The organism is Sphingopyxis granuli NBRC 100800 (assembly GCF_001591045.1).
Classification (GTDB): Bacteria; Pseudomonadota; Alphaproteobacteria; order Sphingomonadales; family Sphingomonadaceae; genus Sphingopyxis; species Sphingopyxis granuli.
The window spans coordinates 53,157-68,702 of sequence record NZ_BCUA01000012.1; the positions used below are offsets into that span (position 1 = coordinate 53,157).

Genomic DNA, 15,546 nt, shown 5'->3' on the forward strand with positions numbered 1-15,546 from the left:
ACCCGGCCCAAGGCCGGGGTGACGAGGGTAGTCAGGTGATGGGTGTCAGCCGCGTGACCCCACCCATGTAAGGCAACAGCGCCGCGGGAATATCGACGCTGCCGTCCTCCTGCTGATAATTTTCGAGGATCGCGACCAGCGTGCGCCCGACCGCCAGCCCCGAGCCGTTGAGCGTGTGGACGAACTCGTTGCCCTTCGCGCCCTCGCGGCGAAAGCGGGTGTTCATGCGCCGCGCCTGGAAATCGCCGCAGTTGGAACAGCTCGAAATCTCGCGGTAGGCGCCCTGGCCGGGCAGCCACACTTCGAGGTCATAGGTCTTGCGCGCCGAAAAGCCCATGTCGCCTGCGCACAGCAGCATCCGGCGATAGGGCAGCTCGAGCGCCTCGAGGATCGCCTCGGCGGCGCGCGTCTTGCGTTCGAGTTCGGCGTCGCTGTCCTCCGGGCGGGTGACCGACACCAGCTCGACCTTCCAGAACTGGTGCTGGCGGATATAGCCGCGCGTGTCGCGCCCCGCCGCGCCCGCCTCCGACCGGAAGCAGGGGGTGAGGGCGGTCATGCGCAGCGGCAGGTCGGCCTCGGGCAATATCTCCTCGCGCACCGCGTTCGTCAGGCTCATCTCCGACGTCGAGATCAGCCAGCGGCCATCGGTGGTCTGGAACAGGTCCTCGCGGAACTTGGGAAGCTGCGCGGTGCCGAACGCCGCTTCGTCGCGCACCAGCAGCGGCGTCGCGCATTCGCGATAACCCGCCTCGCCGGTCTGCCGGTCGAGCATATACTGGCCGAGCGCGCGTTCGAGCCGCGCCATCGACCCTTTCAGAAAGGCGAAGCGGGCGCCCGACATCCGCGCCGCAGTCTCGAAATCGAGGCCGAGCGCGGGGGCGAAATCGGCATGCTCGCGCGGCGTGAAGGCGAAGGTGCGCGGGGTGCCCCACCGCGAAATCTCGACATTGCCTTCTTCGTCCTCGCCCTCCGGAACGTCGGCGGCGGGCAGGTTGGGAAGCGCGGCGAGGCTGTCCTGCAATGCAGCAAGCTGCGCGCGCTCGGCGGCTTCCTGTTCGGGGAGCGACTGCTTCAGCGCCGCGACCTCTGCCTTCAGCGTTTCGGCGGTGGCCGTGTCGCCCTGCGCCATCGCCTGGCCGATCGCCTTCGACGCCTCGTTGCGGCGCGCGAGCGCGGCCTGCATGTCGGTCTGCAACGCGCGCAGCGCGGCGTCGGCGGCCAGGATGGTTTCGGACAGGGGGGCAAGGCCGCGGCGCGCGAGGCCCGCGTCGAACGCGGCGGGGTCGTCCCGGATCAGGCGGATATCGTGCATGGCCGCGCTATGGCGGCGCGGAGCGGGCGGTGCAAGCCCGTGTTCGCCCCTCCGCTCGCAATGACGACGCGGGGCGATCCCGGGGCCGAAATCATGACCGCCACGAAAAAGGGGGCCGCCCCAAGGGACGGCCCCCATCATTCGGCATCCGGCGCGAGGCCGTCTGCCGCCAGTGGCCCGTTACGCCGCTTCGCTGTCGTCGCCGTCGCGGTTGGCCGCACGGCGGCGCATCACCAGCGCCGCGGCGGCGGCGCCGAACAGCAGCATCATCGGCGGTGCCGGCACCGGGGTCGGATCGCCCGACGACCCGCTGCTCGTGCTGCCGCCCGAACTCGACGAAGACGAGGAGCTCGAAGAAGAGGAACTGCTCGACGACGACGAGGAACTGCTGCTCGACGAGGATGACGAGCTGCCCGTCGATCCGCCGAAGCTGCTGCTGCCGCCCGTCGCGCCAGACGAGGTCGCGCCGCTCGACGAACTGCTGCTCGACGAGGACGACGAGGAGGAAGAACTGCTCGACGACGAGGATGCGCCGCCGGTCGAGGTCGACGCGCCGCTCGAACCGCTCGACGACGAGGAAGACGACGAAGAGGAGGAACTGCTGCTCGACGAGCTGCTGCCCGAACCGCCCGAACCGCCCGACGTGCCGCCCCAGCCCGAGCTGCCGTGCGAGCTTCCGCCCTTCGACGAGCTTCCATGCGACGATCCGCCGTGGGACGAACTGCCATGCGAGCTGCCGCCGCGTGACGACCCGCCGTGCGAGCTTCCGCCCTTCGACGAACTGCCGCCGCCCGACGAGGAGGAACTCGACGACGAGGAGGACGAACTGCTGCTCGACGAAGAGGAACTGCTGCTGCTCGAAGAGGAGGAACTGACATTGCCCGACGAGGTCGAAACGCCGCCGGTCGAGGTGCTGACCCCGCCCGTCGAGGTCGAGACGCCACCCGTCGAGGTTGAGACGCCGCCCGTCGAAGTCGAAACGCCGCCGGTCGACGTGCTGACGCCACCCGTCGAGGTCGAGGTGCTGACCCCGCCAGTCGAAGTGGAAACCCCGCCCGAGGTGCTGCTGGTGGTCGAGCTGAGCCCGCCCGTGGTCGTCGAGGTGATGACGACGCTGCCGCTGCTCCCGCCGCCGCTGCTGCCGCCGAAGAAACCCCCGAAGAAGCCGCCACCGAAACCGCCGCCGAAGCCGCCGCCGATCACGGTGACTCCGCCGCCGCCACCGCCGCCTTCGAAGCCGCCGCGCTGCGGGAAGGGCGCATAGGGGATGGGGGGCAGCGGAACCGTCTGCGTCACCACCTGCGTCTGCGGGGTGGCGGTGCGGATGACCCGCTTCGTCGTGACCACGCGGCGGACGCGCTTCACCGGCTTGCGCGCCACGTGCCGCTTGCGCACCACCTTCTTGGTGCAGCAGTTCTGCACCGTCTGCGCCTTCGCTCGCGGCACGTCGGCGACCTGCATCGCGCCGGTGCCGATGATCGCGCCGCCGCATGTGCAGGCACAAAGCTTTGCGAGGGCCATTCGGACAGACATAGGTTTCTCTCTCTTTTCCCGTTGCAGGTGCCCTCAGCGCTGCCGCCGGCACCGATTGCGCCTTTCACTAAGAGCAAAAGGCCAATGCTTTGTGAACACGGCAATTGCGTTAACCGCGTTTGCCTGTCCGAGAGCGGGAAAATGGGATCGAAATCAACTCTAAAGCGCTACTTTGTCCCAAAACAGCACGGATTTTTACCGAATCATGTCCATTGGTAAACGGCTGGGCGCTCGAATAGGGTGAGCGCGGTGGGCTTGCGGAGAGCATCGGACCGGTTCAGCGGCGCTTCACCCGAGGTCGCCTATCGGTCCTTGGCGCTTGTGTCCCAACCTGCGGCTGGTTATAGGCGCGGCGCATTCCTTGGACCGCCATTTCGGCGGCAAGGCGACAGGAAAGGACGCGAGAGCCCCTTATGCCGACCAAGATTGCCGATGTTGGCGCCGACGCCCTCCGCGAAGCCAGGTCCAATCTCGATTCGGATTATGTCCCCAACGAGGACGAGCCGTTCATGAACGAACGGCAGCAGGATTATTTCCGCGGCCTCCTGCTCGCCTGGAAGAAGTCGATCCTTTCCGAAGCCGAATCGACGCTGGCGCATCTGCAGGACGGTCCGCTGCGCGAGCCCGACCTCGCCGACCGCGCGTCGAGCGAGACCGACTGGGCGATCGAGCTGCGGACCCGCGACCGCCAGCGCAAGCTGATCGCCAAGATCGACGCCGCGATCCGCCGCATCGACGAAGGCGAATATGGCTATTGCGCGGTCACCGGCGAACCCATCTCGCTCGCGCGGCTTCAGGCGCGCCCGATCGCGACGATGACGCTGGAAGCGCAGGAGCGCCACGAGCGCAACGAGCGCATTTCGCGCGAGGATTGATCGCGGCCGGCCCGGAAGGCGCCGGCGCCATTTACAATATCGCAAGGGCTGCTGCCTAGATTCGTCCCCTGAATCGAAGGGGGAACGGGTCGCATGGAATCCCACGAACACACATCGGTCGACGAGGAAGTGGCGGCGCTGTCGCGAAGCGCCGACCGCGACAGCCTGTTCATGCAGGCGCGGCTGCAACTCGCGGGGGCGACCGACACGGTGCTCGTCCGCGTCCGCAACCTGTCGGCGGGCGGCATGCTCGCCGAGGTGCAGGGCCGGATCAGGGGGCTTGAACAGGGCGGGGCGGTCGAAGTCGATCTGCGCAACATCGGCCCGGTGCCGGGGCGGATCGTCTGGATCGGCGACGGCAAGTTCGGCGTCGCGTTCGACCGGCCGGTCGATCCGCAGGCGGTGCGCCGTCAGGTGGTTCGCAAAATGGAGGTTCCCCCGCACATTTCAGCGCTCAACCGGGGGCCTTTCTACCGCCCGCGCTGACGCGCTTCGCGATGGAAGGCATCAGCCGGCGGTAGCAGTCGGGGGCTCGCTCAATCGAACGCGAGCATCTCTTCCTTGATTTTCAGCTTCTGCTTTTTCATCTGCGCCAGCAGGGCCGCATCGGGCGATGGGCGCCGTTCTTCATTCGCAATTTTCGCGTCGAGGTCCGCGTGACGGGACTTCAGGGCAGAAAGGTGCGATGTGCTCATGAGGCCTTCTCCTTTTCGAATCGGGTGGGCAGGGGCGAGTAGAACATGAATTGCCCCGAAAGTCGTGACGATTCGGCCGGACGGTCCCCGTTGCGGACCAGCGGTGGCCGTGGCAGGAGACGGGCGTGAATCCGGAAGACATCGCCCAGCGCCTCGAACGGCTTCGGACCGAGCATCGCGACCTCGATGCGGCGATCATCGCGCTCGCCACGGCGACGGTTCCCGACCAGCTCCAGCTCGCCCGCATGAAGAAGCACAAGCTGCGGCTGCGGGACGAGATCGCATGGTGCGAGGATCAGCTTCTGCCCGACATCATCGCCTGATCCGTCCGGTCGCGCGCCGGAAAGATGGTTAGCGGCGTTGCGGTGCGCGCCGCGACCGTGGCATGGCCGCGCGATGGACGAGCGGCAGTCGGGCATGCGCGGAATCGGCCGGCCGGTTCATCGCGCGCAGGTCGAAAATCTCTATGTCGAAGCGATGCTGCTCGCCGACGAGGCGCATGCGGCCTTTGCAGCGATGCGCGATCCGGGCGGCGATGGCCTGCTTCAGGTCGGTCTCGCCTGCGAATCGCTCAAGACGACGGCGCGGCTGATGCATATCATCGCCTGGCTGCTCCACCGCCGCGCGATGATCGCCGGCGATCCGGGGGCCGGACCCGACGACAGCGCCGCGCGCATCGGCGATCCCGTCCTGGCCGATTGGTCTGTCTGCGCCCGCTTCGATGCCCCGGTCGCCCGCGTCGTCATGGCGAGCGAGCGGCTGTTCGAACGCGTTGCCGCGCTCGAGGCGGGCTGGGATGCGCCCGCCGCGCCGACGCCGGTGCACGACATGCTGGCGGAGATCGCCGCGCGCCTCTGACGCGTGCGCATCCTCCCGGTGCGCATAACGCTTGCCTTAAAACCCGCATTTGAAATACTCCTTTGAAAAAAGGAGAGGTTGGAGATGGACCGTGCGCAAAAACTGGAATTGCTCGATCGCAGCCTGACGCGAGCGGCCGACGCGATCGGCGACATCACGCCGGTGGTGATGGCGCGCTATTATGCGCGGCACCCCGACGCCGCGGCCAGTTTCGAGCGACACGGAATGGGGCGGACCTCGGCGCTGGAGCACGAGATGGTCGACAACTGCCTCTATTGCCTGATGTATTGTCTCGAACGCCCGACCGAGATCGAAATATTGCTCGAAAATTCGGTTCCGCATCATCAGTTCACGCTCCAGGTATCGTTCGACTGGTATCGCGGGCTGGTCGATGCGACGATCGACGTGATAGCCGAAAGCGTTCCCGCCGATGCCGCCGACGAGCGGCAGGTATGGGACGAGATTCGCAGCGTGCTGGGCGGCGTCTTCACCGGATGCCGAAGCTTGCTGGCCGGGGCGAATCCGATCGCGGCGGCGAGCGCCTGAAAACCGTTCGCGCGTTTCCGATTATCCGGTCCACTCGATCCACGCGCCATGCGGGTGCGAGCGCGCGAGCAGGCGGCCCGCTTCGCCGCCGGGCCAATGGCGCACGACCAGTTCGTGATGATGCGCGGTGCGGTTGGCTTCGAGCGCGATCCAGGCGAGCGGATGGTCGGGCGTCGCTTCGGCGCCGGCTTCCTCCATCGCGGTCGTCACGCGCATCTGCTGATCCTCGGGCACATATTGCCAGACGATCGAGTGCATCAGCACGCGCGTCGTGCCCGCGGCCTGCGGCTTTTTCAGTTCAGCCTCGACGAAATCGGCGGCGGAGGCGCGAACGAGATCCGGTTTCCTTTCGCGCGCCGCAGCAATCGCCGCTTCCATGCGCGCGAAGCGCACCGCATGCTCGGGCCAGATATAGGCCTTGAGCCGCAGCGCCTGCGCGGGATCGGTCAGGTCGACCGGTGCGACGTCGCATCCCTTCAGGGCCGCGATCTCGATCGGCAGCTGCGGCGGATGGTTTCCCTGCCATTCGGGGGTGAAGGCCATGACGCCGGGTCGAGGCCCGACCTGCACGCCGCCCAGATCGTAATGATAACGGTCGATCATCAGGTTGATCCCCGCGCTCGACCCGATTTCGAGGCAGTCGAAGCGCGGCGGCAGGCCTTGCTCGGCGAGCCACAGCATCGCTGCGATGAAGTTCGACGACCGCCCCGCCTCGTTGGTTTGCGGCGGACCGTCGAGCCACGGCAGCAGCGCCGCCTCTTGCCGCTGGACGACTCCGGCGACGATCGCGGCGTCGTTGATGTCGTCGGCATCGGCATAGATGGGTGCAAGCTCGGGCGCGGCGCCCGACAAGTGCAGCGCATGCAGCCCGCCCGCGGCGCGCAGCGGCAGCGCGTCGGCAAGCGGCGCGCCCTGCCATTCCGCCATGCGTCGGGCGAATCCGGTCGCGGGCGCGTCGATCAGCGTCGCGAGCGCCGCGACGATCCGCGCCGTCACGGGGGCGTCGGCGGCGCGGCAATAGGCGACCTGGTTCCTGAAGGCGGTGCGCACCGCATCGGCGCCGGTCGCGCCGATGTCGATGAACTCGTAGCGCTCGCTCATTGCCCTTTCTCCCGTCGCCGCTTATGGGCGCGGTGTTTATGCCCGAACCGATCATCTTTGCCATCCCCAAGGGACGCATCCTCGACGAGGCGCTGCCGCTGCTCGCGCGCGTCGGCATCGAGCCCGCGGCGGATTTCTTCGACAAGAAGAGCCGCGCGCTGGTGTTCGGGACGAACCAGCCGCATGTCTCGCTGATCCGCGTGCGCGCGTTCGACGTCGCGACCTTCGTCGCGCACGGCGCGGCACAACTCGGCATCGTCGGGTCCGACGTGATCGACGAGTTCGATTATTCGGAACTTTACGCGCCCGTCGATCTCGGCATCGGCCACTGCCGCCTGTCGCTCGCCGGGCCGGCGGGCAGTTCGCCGCCGGGTGCCGCCGACTTCGAGGGCGCCAGCCATATCCGCGTCGCGACCAAATATCCCGCGACGACGCGCCGCTGGTTCGAGGGGCAAGGCATCCAGGCCGAATGCATCAAGCTCAACGGCGCGATGGAGATCGCGCCGAAGCTGGGACTCGCGTCGCATATCGTCGACCTCGTCTCGACGGGGCGCACGCTGGTCGAGAATGCGCTCGCCGAACAGACGGTGATCAGCGAGGTGTCGGCGCGGCTGATCGTCAACCGCGCGGCGTTCAAGCTGCGCTCGGCCGAGGTGCCGGCGCTGGTCGAACGGTTCCGCGAGGCCGTGTCGAGTCCCGCCGGAGGAAATTGAGTGCGACGGCTCGACGCCTCCGCTCCTGGTTTTCGCGCCGCCTTCGACGCGCTGGTCGACGACCGGCGCGAAAGCGATTCGGGCGTTTCGGCCGACGTGGCCGCGATCGTCGCGCGGGTGAAGGCGGAAGGCGACGCCGCGCTTGCCGACTATACGCGCCGCTTCGACCGCTTCGACCTCGACGCGAGCGGCTGGAGCATCTCGAAACAGCAATGCGCCGCCGCCTATGACGCGCTCGCGCCCGGCCTGCGCGCGGCGCTCGACCTCGCGGCGGAGCGCATCCGCGCCTATCACGCGGCGCAGCGCCCGGCGGACCGCGACTATCGCGACGCGGCGGGCGCGCGGCTCGGCGCGCGCTGGCGCGCGGTCGATGCGGCGGGAGTCTATGTTCCCGGCGGACGCGCCGCTTATCCCTCGTCGGTGCTGATGAATATCCTTCCCGCCAAGGTCGCGGGGGTCGAGCGCATCGTGATGGTCACGCCGACACCCGACGGCACGATCAATCCCGTCGTGATGGCGGCGGCGCATATCGGTGGCGTCGACGAGATATGGCGCGTCGGCGGCGCGCAGGCGGTGGCGGCGCTCGCCTTCGGCACCGACCGTATCGCTCCGGTCGACGTCGTCACCGGCCCCGGCAACGCCTGGGTCGCCGAGGCGAAGCGCCAGCTTTATGGGCTGGTCGGCATCGACATGGTCGCGGGCCCGAGCGAGATCGTCGTCGTCGCCGACGCCCGGAACGACCCGCATGTCATCGCCGCCGACCTGCTCAGCCAGGCCGAGCACGACCCGACGAGCCAGTCGATCCTCTTCACCGATAATAATGCTTTCGCCGACGCGGTGGCGGCGGCGGTCGCCACAGTCATCCCGACGCTCGCCACCGCGGGGACGATGGCCGCGAGCTGGGATGCCAATGGCGCGATCGTTATCGTGCCGACGCTGGCCGACGCGATCCCCTTGTGCGACCGGCTCGCGCCCGAGCATCTCGAACTCGCGGTCGATGCGGCCGAAGCCGACGCGCTCTTCGCCAAGGTGCGCCACGCCGGCTCGGTCTTCCTCGGCCGCCAGACGCCCGAAGCGATCGGCGATTATGTCGCCGGCCCCAATCATGTCCTCCCCACCGGCCGCCGTGCGCGCTTTTCGAGCGGGCTGTCGGTCGCCGACTTCATGAAGCGCACCAGCTTCCTCGCACTCGACGAGGGCGCGCTGGCGGCGATCGGTCCAGCCGCGGTCGCGCTCGCCGAGGCCGAGGGGCTTCCCGCCCATGCGCTCAGCGTCCAGAACAGACTCGATCAGGCAAAGCCATGAACAAACGCGCCCAGTCCCGCTCCGCCGCACGGCTCGCCGCCGTGCAGGCGCTCTATCAGCACGAGATGGAGGGCACGCCTACGGCGCAGCTCCTCCATGAATTCCACCAGCATCGCATCGGCGCCATCATCGAGGATGCCGAATATGCGGAGGCCGACGTCCCCTTCTTCGACGACATCGTGAAGGGCGCGCTCGCGCGCCAGGCCGAGGTCGACGCCGCGATCGCCGCGCGGCTGGCGAGCGGCTGGACGCTCGACCGCCTCGACCGCACGATGAAGGCGATCCTGCGCGCCGGCGCCTACGAACTGATCGCGCGCGGCGATGTGCCGGTCGGCGCGGTGGTCAGCGAATATGTCGATGTCGCAAAGGCCTTCTTCGACGGGCGCGAGGCGGGGTTCGCCAACGGTCTGCTCGATGCGATCGGCAAGGATGTGCGGGCGAAGGGGTGAACCGTTCTTTCAGCCGTTCGGGCTGAGCTTGTCGAAGCCCCGTCCTTCTTTTAGCGACGTCAAGGGAAAGGGCGGCCCTTCGACAAGCTCAGGGCGAACGGGGTTTGTGTTGTGACCGAAGCCGATTTCATCGCCCGCCTGCGCGATATCGCGACCGACCCGGCTGCGCGGGGGCTCGCGGACGATGCCGCCGTGCTGGGCGATCTCGTCCTTACCCACGACATGATCGTCGAGGGCGTGCATTTCCTCCCCGACGAGCGCCCGCAGGACGTCGCATGGAAGCTGGTCGCGGTGAACCTTTCCGACCTGGCTGCGAAGGGGGCGGTGCCGGTCGGGGTGCTGCTCGGCTATAGTCTGGCGGGCGATGCGGTCTGGGACGCCGCCTTTGCCGACGGACTCGACATCGTGCTGCGCCGCTACGGCCTGCCCCTGCTTGGAGGCGATACCGTCGGCGTTCCGGCGGGGGCGCCACGCAGCTTCGGTCTGACGGCCATCGGCCGGGCACCGGCCGAGGGTGCGCCGTCGCGCAGCGGCATGAAGCCCGGCGACCGGCTCTGGGTCAGCGGGACGATCGGCAACGCCGGGGCCGGCCTCGCGATGCGGCTTGGAGAGATCGACACCAACGAGACGTGTCTCGCCGCCTATAGCCGCCCGCAGCCGCAGCTCACGCTGGGGCAGGTGCTCGCGCCGCATGTCCGCGCCATGATGGACGTGTCCGACGGGTTGCTGATCGACGCGCAGCGGATGGCGACGGCGAGCGGTTGCCGGATCACGCTGCGGCTCGATGCGGTGCCGCTGTCGGCGGCGCTGCTCACCGTGCGCCCCGACGTGCTCGACACGCGGCTGGCGGCGGCCACGGCGGGGGACGATTATCAGCTGTTGTTCGCCGCCGACCCCGATGCCGGCGCCGTCATCCGTGCAACGGCGGAGGCGCTCAATATCGCCGTGACTCCGATCGGCCATGCCGGGGTCGGCGAAGGGATCGTGGTGATCGACGGAGCGCAGCGCGTCGCACTGCCCGACCGGCTCGGTTTCATGCACTGATCCGCGACGGGGCGGAGGCACCGAAAAACCGGGCTTGCCCTTGGCCGCCTTTCTTCCCATAACCCCGCCACCAATTGGGGCGGTCGCATCAGGGGAAAGAGCGAACCGGCATCGACAAGTCGGACGTCTCGACTGCCAGCCTGTGTCCGCCTCCTTCAATGGGGAAGGAACAGACACGCATGAATCCGGTTTTGATCGCGATAGCGTGCGGCCTTTTGGCCGTGCTCTATGGATTCATTACCTCCCGCCAGGTGCTCGGCGCCTCGGCCGGTAATGAAAAGATGCAGCAAATCGCAGGCGCCATCCAGGAAGGGGCGCAGGCCTATCTGAAGCGCCAGTACAGCACCATCGCCATCGTCGGCGTCGTCGTCGCGGCGATCGTTCTCTGGGCGCTCGGTCCCATTTCGGCTTCGGGCTTCGCCATCGGTGCGATCCTGTCCGGCGTTGCCGGGTTCATCGGCATGAACATCTCGGTCCGCTCGAACGTCCGCACCGCCGCGGCGGCGCAGAAGGGGCTGCAGGCGGGTCTGACGCTGGCGTTCCGCGCCGGTGCGATCACCGGCCTGCTGGTGGCCGGGCTCGCGCTGCTCGCGATCGCGGTCTTCTACTGGGTGCTGACGGTCCAGATGGGCCGGACGGTCGGCGGCGACGACCGCACGGTCGTCGACGGCCTCGTCGCGCTCGCCTTCGGCGCCTCGCTGATCTCGATCTTCGCGCGTCTCGGCGGCGGCATCTTCACCAAGGCCGCCGACGTCGGCGCCGACCTCGTCGGCAAGGTCGAGGCCGGCATTCCGGAGGACGATCCGCGCAACCCCGCGGTGATCGCCGACAATGTCGGCGACAATGTCGGCGACTGCGCGGGCATGGCCGCCGACCTCTTCGAAACCTATGTCGTCACCGTCGGCGCCACCATGGTGCTGACCGCGCTGCTGCTCAAGGGCGCGGGCGACCTGCTGCCGGGCCTGATGGCACTGCCGCTGCTGATCGGCGGCGTGTGCATCATCACCTCGATCATCGGCACCTATTTCGTCCGCCTCGGCGGGTCGAACAACGTCATGGGCGCGATGTACAAGGGCTTCCTCGTCTCGGCGATCCTGGCGGTTCCGGCGATCTGGATTTCGACCGGCTATGTCCTCGGCGACATGAACGCGACGATTGCGGGCACCGAATTCACCGGCCGCGCGCTCTTCTATTGCTCGCTGCTCGGTCTCGTCATCACCGGCCTGATCATCTGGATCACCGAATATTACACCGGCACCAATTTCCGTCCGGTGCGCTCGATCGCCAAGGCTTCGGAAACGGGCCACGGCACCAACGTGATCCAAGGCCTTGCGATCAGCCTTGAAGCCACCGCGCTGCCGACGCTCGTCATCGTCGCGGGGATCATCATCGCCTATCAGCTCGCGGGCCTGATCGGCATCGCCTATGGCGCGACCGCGATGCTCGCGCTCGCCGGCATGGTCGTTGCGCTCGACGCCTATGGTCCGGTGACCGATAACGCCGGCGGGATCGCCGAAATGGCGGGCCTCGACGATTCGGTCCGTGAAAAGACCGACCTGCTCGACGCCGTCGGCAACACGACCAAGGCGGTGACGAAGGGCTATGCCATCGGTTCGGCGGGCCTCGCTGCACTGGTTCTCTTCGCGGCCTATACGACCGACCTTCGGGAATTCTTCCCCGATCTAACGGTCAATTTCAGCCTCGAAAATCCGTACGTCATCGTGGGGCTGCTGCTCGGCGCGCTGCTGCCCTATCTGTTCGGCGCGATGGGGATGACCGCCGTCGGCCGTGCTGCGGGCGACGTGGTCAAGGATGTGCGCGAGCAGTTCGCGGGCGATCCCGGCATCATGGCGGGCACGTCGAAGCCCGACTATGCGCGCACGGTCGACCTCGTCACCAAGGCAGCGATCAAGGAGATGATCATTCCCTCGCTGCTGCCGGTGCTGGCGCCGATCGTCGTCTATTATGTCATCTCGGCGGTTGCGGGACAGGCGAACGGCTTTGCCGCGCTCGGCGCCCTGCTGCTCGGCGTGATCGTCGGCGGGCTGTTCGTCGCCCTGTCGATGACCTCGGGCGGCGGCGCGTGGGACAATGCCAAGAAATATATCGAGGACGGCAACCACGGCGGCAAGGGCAGCGAAGCCCACAAGGCCGCGGTGACCGGCGACACCGTCGGCGATCCCTACAAGGATACCGCGGGTCCGGCCGTCAACCCGATGATCAAGATCACCAACATCGTCGCGCTGCTGCTGCTCGCGGCGTTGGCGGGACACGCGATGTAATCGCTTCCCGTCCCGGGTGAAAGAAAGCCCCGCCGGAGCGATCCGGCGGGGCTTTTTTCTGGGGGGTAGGGGCGGGGAGCTGTTGTGAAGCCCTCTCCCCTTCAGGGGAGAGGGTTGGGAGAGGGGGAGGAAAGCGCTGCCCTCTGCCCCTCTCAACTATGGCTAGCCGGACAAGCCGGCAAGCCTTCGTATCTCTCCCCTGAAGGGGAGAGAGCCGTTCCCCCGAGGTCGCCTTTCCGTTCGCAACCCGCCTCTCACGACGCCGACGTCGCCCCCATCTGCTGCGCATAGCCGGCCTGGACCATCGCGCTCATCCGGTCGAACAGCGCGTCGGGGTCGCTGCGGCGCAGCGCGGCGATCTGTGCCTCCGGGCCCTCCGCGACGACGATCTCGCGTTTGCCCTGCGCGACGGCGTCCAGAATCTGCGCGGCGGCGGTTTCGGGCGACAGGCCGTTGTCGATCGCGGCGTCGCTTTCCCCGCGCACGCTGCCGTCGGCGTTGAGCGCGTTGCGGCTGACGTTGGTCGCGACCGATCCCGGCGCGACCACCAGTACTTTGAGCCCCAGATGCTCGTTTTCGGCGCGCACGCTGTCGTGATAGCCGATCAGCCCGTGCTTCGCGGCGCAATAGGCGCTGCGCAGCGGCACGCCCGCGATCCCCGCGACGCTCGAAATCGCCACGATCTGGCCGCCGCCCGCGCCGACCATGCGCGGCAGGAGTTGCTGGGTGAGGGCGATCGGCGCCAGCAGGTCGACCGCGATGATCTTTTCATAGACCGAAAAATCGGTGTCGATCGCCAGGCTGCGCTGCGAGATGCCGGCGTTGTTCACCAGCCCGTCGATACGGCCGCACCAGCCCCACGCCTCTTCGACGAGTCGCGGCAGCGCGTCGAAATCGGTCGCCTCGAACGGCAGGACCATCGTGCCCGCGCCGCAATCCTTCGCCACTTCCTCGAGCGCCGCGACGTTGCGGCCCGACAGGATCAGCTTTGCACCGCGTGCGGACAGGCCGCGCGCCAGCGCCGCACCGATCCCCGACGAGGCGCCCGTAACCCACCATATTTGCTCTTTCATGCCGGCATCCCTATCTGTGATTCAGTCTCAACCTGAAACGCGTCGATCCGGTCGTCAAGGCGCCCAACCGCGGATTTCCGTGCGGGGCTGGCAATTTTGTTGCGACTCTGTTATACTATCTATCATCACGCCGACAGTTTGCCTCTTCCCGCCGCTGGGCCGGGGGCGCTTTCGTCGTTTCCGATGGAGCCTATCCCTTGTCGTCATAGACTGGCGAGCGCCGCCCGAACTGCTTCGTTCCCCCTCGCTGCGAGGGCGGAGGCACCCGGCTTTTGGCGCTTTTCCCGTCTCGGCAAGGCCACAGAAAGGAACTTGCATGTCCGCAAACACGCTCGTCTTTGAAGTCGGTGACTATGTCGTTTATCCGAAACATGGCGTGGGGCGCGTCATCGAACTGCAGAAGTCCGAAATCGCGGGCATGCAGCTCGAACTCTATGTCCTGCGCTTCGAAAAGGAAAAGATGACCCTGCGCGTCCCGACCAACAAGGCGGAAGGCGTCGGCATGCGCAAGCTGTCGTCGGACAAGACGCTGAAGGAAGCGCTGCAGGTGCTCACCACCAAGCCGAAGGTGAAGCGCACCATGTGGTCGCGCCGCGCGCAGGAATATGAAGCGAAGATCAACTCGGGCGACCTCGTGTCGATCGCCGAGGTGACGCGCGACCTGTTCCGCGCCGACGATCAGCCCGAACAGAGCTATTCGGAGCGCCAGATTTTCGAAGCGGCGTCGAGCCGTCTCGCGCGCGAACTCGCCGCGATGGAGGAAAGCGACGAAAAGACCGCGCAGGCGAAGATACTCCAGATCCTCAACGAGCATGCGCCGAAATATTATGTGGAGAAGGTGGGCTAAACCCGCCCTGCATTCCGACAAGCGAAAAGGGCGGTCCCGCGGGGCCGCCCTTTTTTCATGCGTCGCCTTCGTGAAGGCGACCTTTGTTACGGATATTTCGCTTCCACGAAATAAAGCCCATCCGGCGGCGCGTTGAGCCCGAGCGCGCTGCGGTCCGCCGCGTCGAGCGCGGCTTTCAGGTCGCGCGCCGACCATTTTCCCTGCCCAACGAGAACGAGGCATCCGACCATCGAGCGCACCTGGTGATGCAGGAAGCTGCGCGCCGCCGCCTCGACGATCACCTCGTCGCCGTGCCGGCTGACGCTCAGTCGGTCGAGCGTCTTCACCGCGCTTTCGGCCTGGCAGTGCACCGACCGGAAGGTGGTGAAATCGTGCCGTCCGACCAGCGCCCGCGCCGCGCCGTGCATGGCCTGCGCGTCGAGCGGTTTGGCGAACTGCCACGCCAGCCCCTTGTCCCAGGTCAGCGGCGCGCGGCGGTTGACGATGCGATATTCATAGGCGCGCCCCAGGCACGAAAAGCGCGCGTGCCAGTCGTCGGCGACCGTCTCGCACGCCAGCACCGCGACGGGGGCGGGGCGAAGCTGCGCGTTCAGCGCCTCCATCAGGCGAAAGGGAGTGAGCGGCTTGGCGATGTCGACATGCGCGCGCATCGCGATCGCATGGACCCCGGCGTCGGTGCGCCCCGCGCCATGGACCGTTGCTTCCTCGCCCGTGATGCGCGCGGCCGCCTCCTCCAGCGCCTGCTGGACGCTGGGGCCGTGCGATTGCCGCTGCCAGCCCATGAAGGGGCGGCCGTCATATTCGATGGTGAGCGCGAAGCGGGTCATCGGCCGCGCCTAACCTTCTTGCCGTTACCCCGGACTTGATCGGCACTTATCCCTTTCCGACAAGTCACTGTTCCCCGGCGAAAGCC

General features: G+C 67.4%; 17 protein-coding genes. 12 read left to right on the plus strand and 5 right to left on the minus strand.

Going from position 1 to position 15,546, the window contains the following annotated elements; all coding sequences use genetic code 11:
- Positions 1–31 precede the first annotated feature (31 nt).
- Positions 32–1,312: a serine--tRNA ligase gene (gene serS, locus SGR02S_RS04940; protein ID WP_067106272.1), complete on the minus strand. Its 1,281-nt coding sequence runs from the start codon at positions 1,310–1,312 to the stop codon at positions 32–34.
- A gap of 172 nt (positions 1,313–1,484) precedes the next feature.
- On the opposite strand from serS, the gene SGR02S_RS19515 reads away from it, so the two are divergent.
- The 3 genes from SGR02S_RS19515 to SGR02S_RS04960 all read left to right on the plus strand — a co-directional run bounded on the left by SGR02S_RS19515 (position 1,485) and on the right by SGR02S_RS04960 (position 4,206).
- On the plus strand, positions 1,485–2,576 hold the full coding sequence (locus tag SGR02S_RS19515) for a hypothetical protein (protein ID WP_176573065.1): 1,092 nt from the start codon (positions 1,485–1,487) through the stop codon (positions 2,574–2,576).
- Positions 2,577–3,258: 682 nt separating this feature from the next.
- The gene (gene dksA / locus SGR02S_RS04955) at positions 3,259–3,720 is read left to right on the plus strand and encodes an RNA polymerase-binding protein DksA (RefSeq protein ID WP_067106274.1); all 462 of its coding nucleotides are present in this window, start codon (positions 3,259–3,261) and stop codon (positions 3,718–3,720) included.
- Positions 3,721–3,813: 93 nt separating this feature from the next.
- Positions 3,814–4,206 carry a PilZ domain-containing protein gene (locus tag SGR02S_RS04960; RefSeq protein WP_067106277.1) on the plus strand — a complete coding sequence of 131 codons (393 nt, stop codon included), beginning with the start codon at positions 3,814–3,816 and terminating at the stop codon, positions 4,204–4,206.
- 50 nt (positions 4,207–4,256) lie between these two features.
- Here SGR02S_RS04960 and SGR02S_RS19520 read toward each other — a convergent pair whose 3' ends face one another.
- Positions 4,257–4,415, minus strand: a complete 159-nt coding sequence (locus SGR02S_RS19520; RefSeq protein WP_076074740.1) for a YdcH family protein — start codon at positions 4,413–4,415, stop codon at positions 4,257–4,259.
- 125 nt (positions 4,416–4,540) lie between these two features.
- Between SGR02S_RS19520 and SGR02S_RS04965 the strand changes: the two genes are divergently transcribed.
- From SGR02S_RS04965 to SGR02S_RS04975, 3 genes are all read left to right on the plus strand, one after another.
- Positions 4,541–4,738 (plus strand): YdcH family protein, encoded by a 198-nt coding sequence (locus SGR02S_RS04965; RefSeq protein ID WP_067106279.1) that lies wholly within the window; start codon positions 4,541–4,543, stop codon positions 4,736–4,738.
- 73 nt (positions 4,739–4,811) lie between these two features.
- Positions 4,812–5,273, plus strand: coding sequence for a DUF1465 family protein (locus SGR02S_RS04970; protein WP_237233945.1), 462 nt, complete (start codon positions 4,812–4,814; stop codon positions 5,271–5,273).
- Between the two features lie 84 nt (positions 5,274–5,357).
- Positions 5,358–5,819: a hypothetical protein gene (locus SGR02S_RS04975; RefSeq protein ID WP_067106281.1), complete on the plus strand. Its 462-nt coding sequence runs from the start codon at positions 5,358–5,360 to the stop codon at positions 5,817–5,819.
- Between the two features lie 21 nt (positions 5,820–5,840).
- Here SGR02S_RS04975 and SGR02S_RS04980 read toward each other — a convergent pair whose 3' ends face one another.
- Complete coding sequence (locus SGR02S_RS04980) at positions 5,841–6,920, minus strand: DUF2332 domain-containing protein (RefSeq protein ID WP_067106283.1); 1,080 nt, start codon at positions 6,918–6,920, stop codon at positions 5,841–5,843.
- Positions 6,921–6,958: 38 nt separating this feature from the next.
- On the opposite strand from SGR02S_RS04980, the gene hisG reads away from it, so the two are divergent.
- The 5 genes from hisG (at position 6,959) to SGR02S_RS05005 (ending at position 12,713) form a co-directional block, all read left to right on the plus strand.
- Positions 6,959–7,633 (plus strand): ATP phosphoribosyltransferase, encoded by a 675-nt coding sequence (hisG, locus tag SGR02S_RS04985; protein ID WP_067106311.1) that lies wholly within the window; start codon positions 6,959–6,961, stop codon positions 7,631–7,633.
- Positions 7,634–8,938 carry a histidinol dehydrogenase gene (gene hisD / locus SGR02S_RS04990; RefSeq protein ID WP_067106285.1) on the plus strand — a complete coding sequence of 435 codons (1,305 nt, stop codon included), beginning with the start codon at positions 7,634–7,636 and terminating at the stop codon, positions 8,936–8,938.
- Positions 8,935–9,387: a transcription antitermination factor NusB gene (gene nusB, locus SGR02S_RS04995; RefSeq protein ID WP_067106287.1), complete on the plus strand. Its 453-nt coding sequence runs from the start codon at positions 8,935–8,937 to the stop codon at positions 9,385–9,387. Before hisD ends, nusB begins: the two co-directional genes overlap by 4 nt.
- 111 nt (positions 9,388–9,498) lie before the next feature.
- On the plus strand, positions 9,499–10,431 hold the full coding sequence (gene thiL / locus SGR02S_RS05000; protein ID WP_067106290.1) for a thiamine-phosphate kinase: 933 nt from the start codon (positions 9,499–9,501) through the stop codon (positions 10,429–10,431).
- 179 nt (positions 10,432–10,610) lie between these two features.
- On the plus strand, positions 10,611–12,713 hold the full coding sequence (locus SGR02S_RS05005; protein WP_067106292.1) for a sodium-translocating pyrophosphatase: 2,103 nt from the start codon (positions 10,611–10,613) through the stop codon (positions 12,711–12,713).
- Positions 12,714–12,967: 254 nt separating this feature from the next.
- On the opposite strand, the gene SGR02S_RS05010 is transcribed toward SGR02S_RS05005, so the two are convergent.
- Positions 12,968–13,786, minus strand: a complete 819-nt coding sequence (locus SGR02S_RS05010) for an SDR family NAD(P)-dependent oxidoreductase (RefSeq protein WP_067106295.1) — start codon at positions 13,784–13,786, stop codon at positions 12,968–12,970.
- 316 nt (positions 13,787–14,102) lie between these two features.
- Here SGR02S_RS05010 and SGR02S_RS05015 point away from each other — a divergent pair, with 316 nt between their 5' ends.
- On the plus strand, positions 14,103–14,633 hold the full coding sequence (locus tag SGR02S_RS05015) for a CarD family transcriptional regulator (protein WP_067106297.1): 531 nt from the start codon (positions 14,103–14,105) through the stop codon (positions 14,631–14,633).
- Between the two features lie 86 nt (positions 14,634–14,719).
- Here SGR02S_RS05015 and truA read toward each other — a convergent pair whose 3' ends face one another.
- Positions 14,720–15,460 carry a tRNA pseudouridine(38-40) synthase TruA gene (gene truA, locus SGR02S_RS05020; protein ID WP_067106299.1) on the minus strand — a complete coding sequence of 247 codons (741 nt, stop codon included), beginning with the start codon at positions 15,458–15,460 and terminating at the stop codon, positions 14,720–14,722.
- Positions 15,461–15,546 lie beyond the last annotated feature (86 nt).

Bases quoted from the DNA above. Each gene is read 5' to 3' on its own strand.
- SGR02S_RS19520 (WP_076074740.1), bottom strand. From the start codon at position 4,415: ATGAGCACATCGCACCTTTCTGCCCTGAAGTCCCGTCACGCGGACCTC.
- serS (WP_067106272.1), bottom strand. From the start codon at position 1,312: ATGCACGATATCCGCCTGATCCGGGACGACCCCGCCGCGTTCGACGCG.
- hisG (WP_067106311.1), top strand. From the start codon at position 6,959: ATGCCCGAACCGATCATCTTTGCCATCCCCAAGGGACGCATCCTCGAC.
- SGR02S_RS04960 (WP_067106277.1), top strand. From the start codon at position 3,814: ATGGAATCCCACGAACACACATCGGTCGACGAGGAAGTGGCGGCGCTG.
- SGR02S_RS04980 (WP_067106283.1), bottom strand. From the start codon at position 6,920: ATGAGCGAGCGCTACGAGTTCATCGACATCGGCGCGACCGGCGCCGAT.
- truA (WP_067106299.1), bottom strand. From the start codon at position 15,460: ATGACCCGCTTCGCGCTCACCATCGAATATGACGGCCGCCCCTTCATG.
- nusB (WP_067106287.1), top strand. From the start codon at position 8,935: ATGAACAAACGCGCCCAGTCCCGCTCCGCCGCACGGCTCGCCGCCGTG.
- SGR02S_RS05010 (WP_067106295.1), bottom strand. From the start codon at position 13,786: ATGAAAGAGCAAATATGGTGGGTTACGGGCGCCTCGTCGGGGATCGGT.
- SGR02S_RS04970 (WP_237233945.1), top strand. From the start codon at position 4,812: ATGGACGAGCGGCAGTCGGGCATGCGCGGAATCGGCCGGCCGGTTCAT.
- SGR02S_RS05005 (WP_067106292.1), top strand. From the start codon at position 10,611: ATGAATCCGGTTTTGATCGCGATAGCGTGCGGCCTTTTGGCCGTGCTC.
- dksA (WP_067106274.1), top strand. From the start codon at position 3,259: ATGCCGACCAAGATTGCCGATGTTGGCGCCGACGCCCTCCGCGAAGCC.
- SGR02S_RS04975 (WP_067106281.1), top strand. From the start codon at position 5,358: ATGGACCGTGCGCAAAAACTGGAATTGCTCGATCGCAGCCTGACGCGA.
- SGR02S_RS05015 (WP_067106297.1), top strand. From the start codon at position 14,103: ATGTCCGCAAACACGCTCGTCTTTGAAGTCGGTGACTATGTCGTTTAT.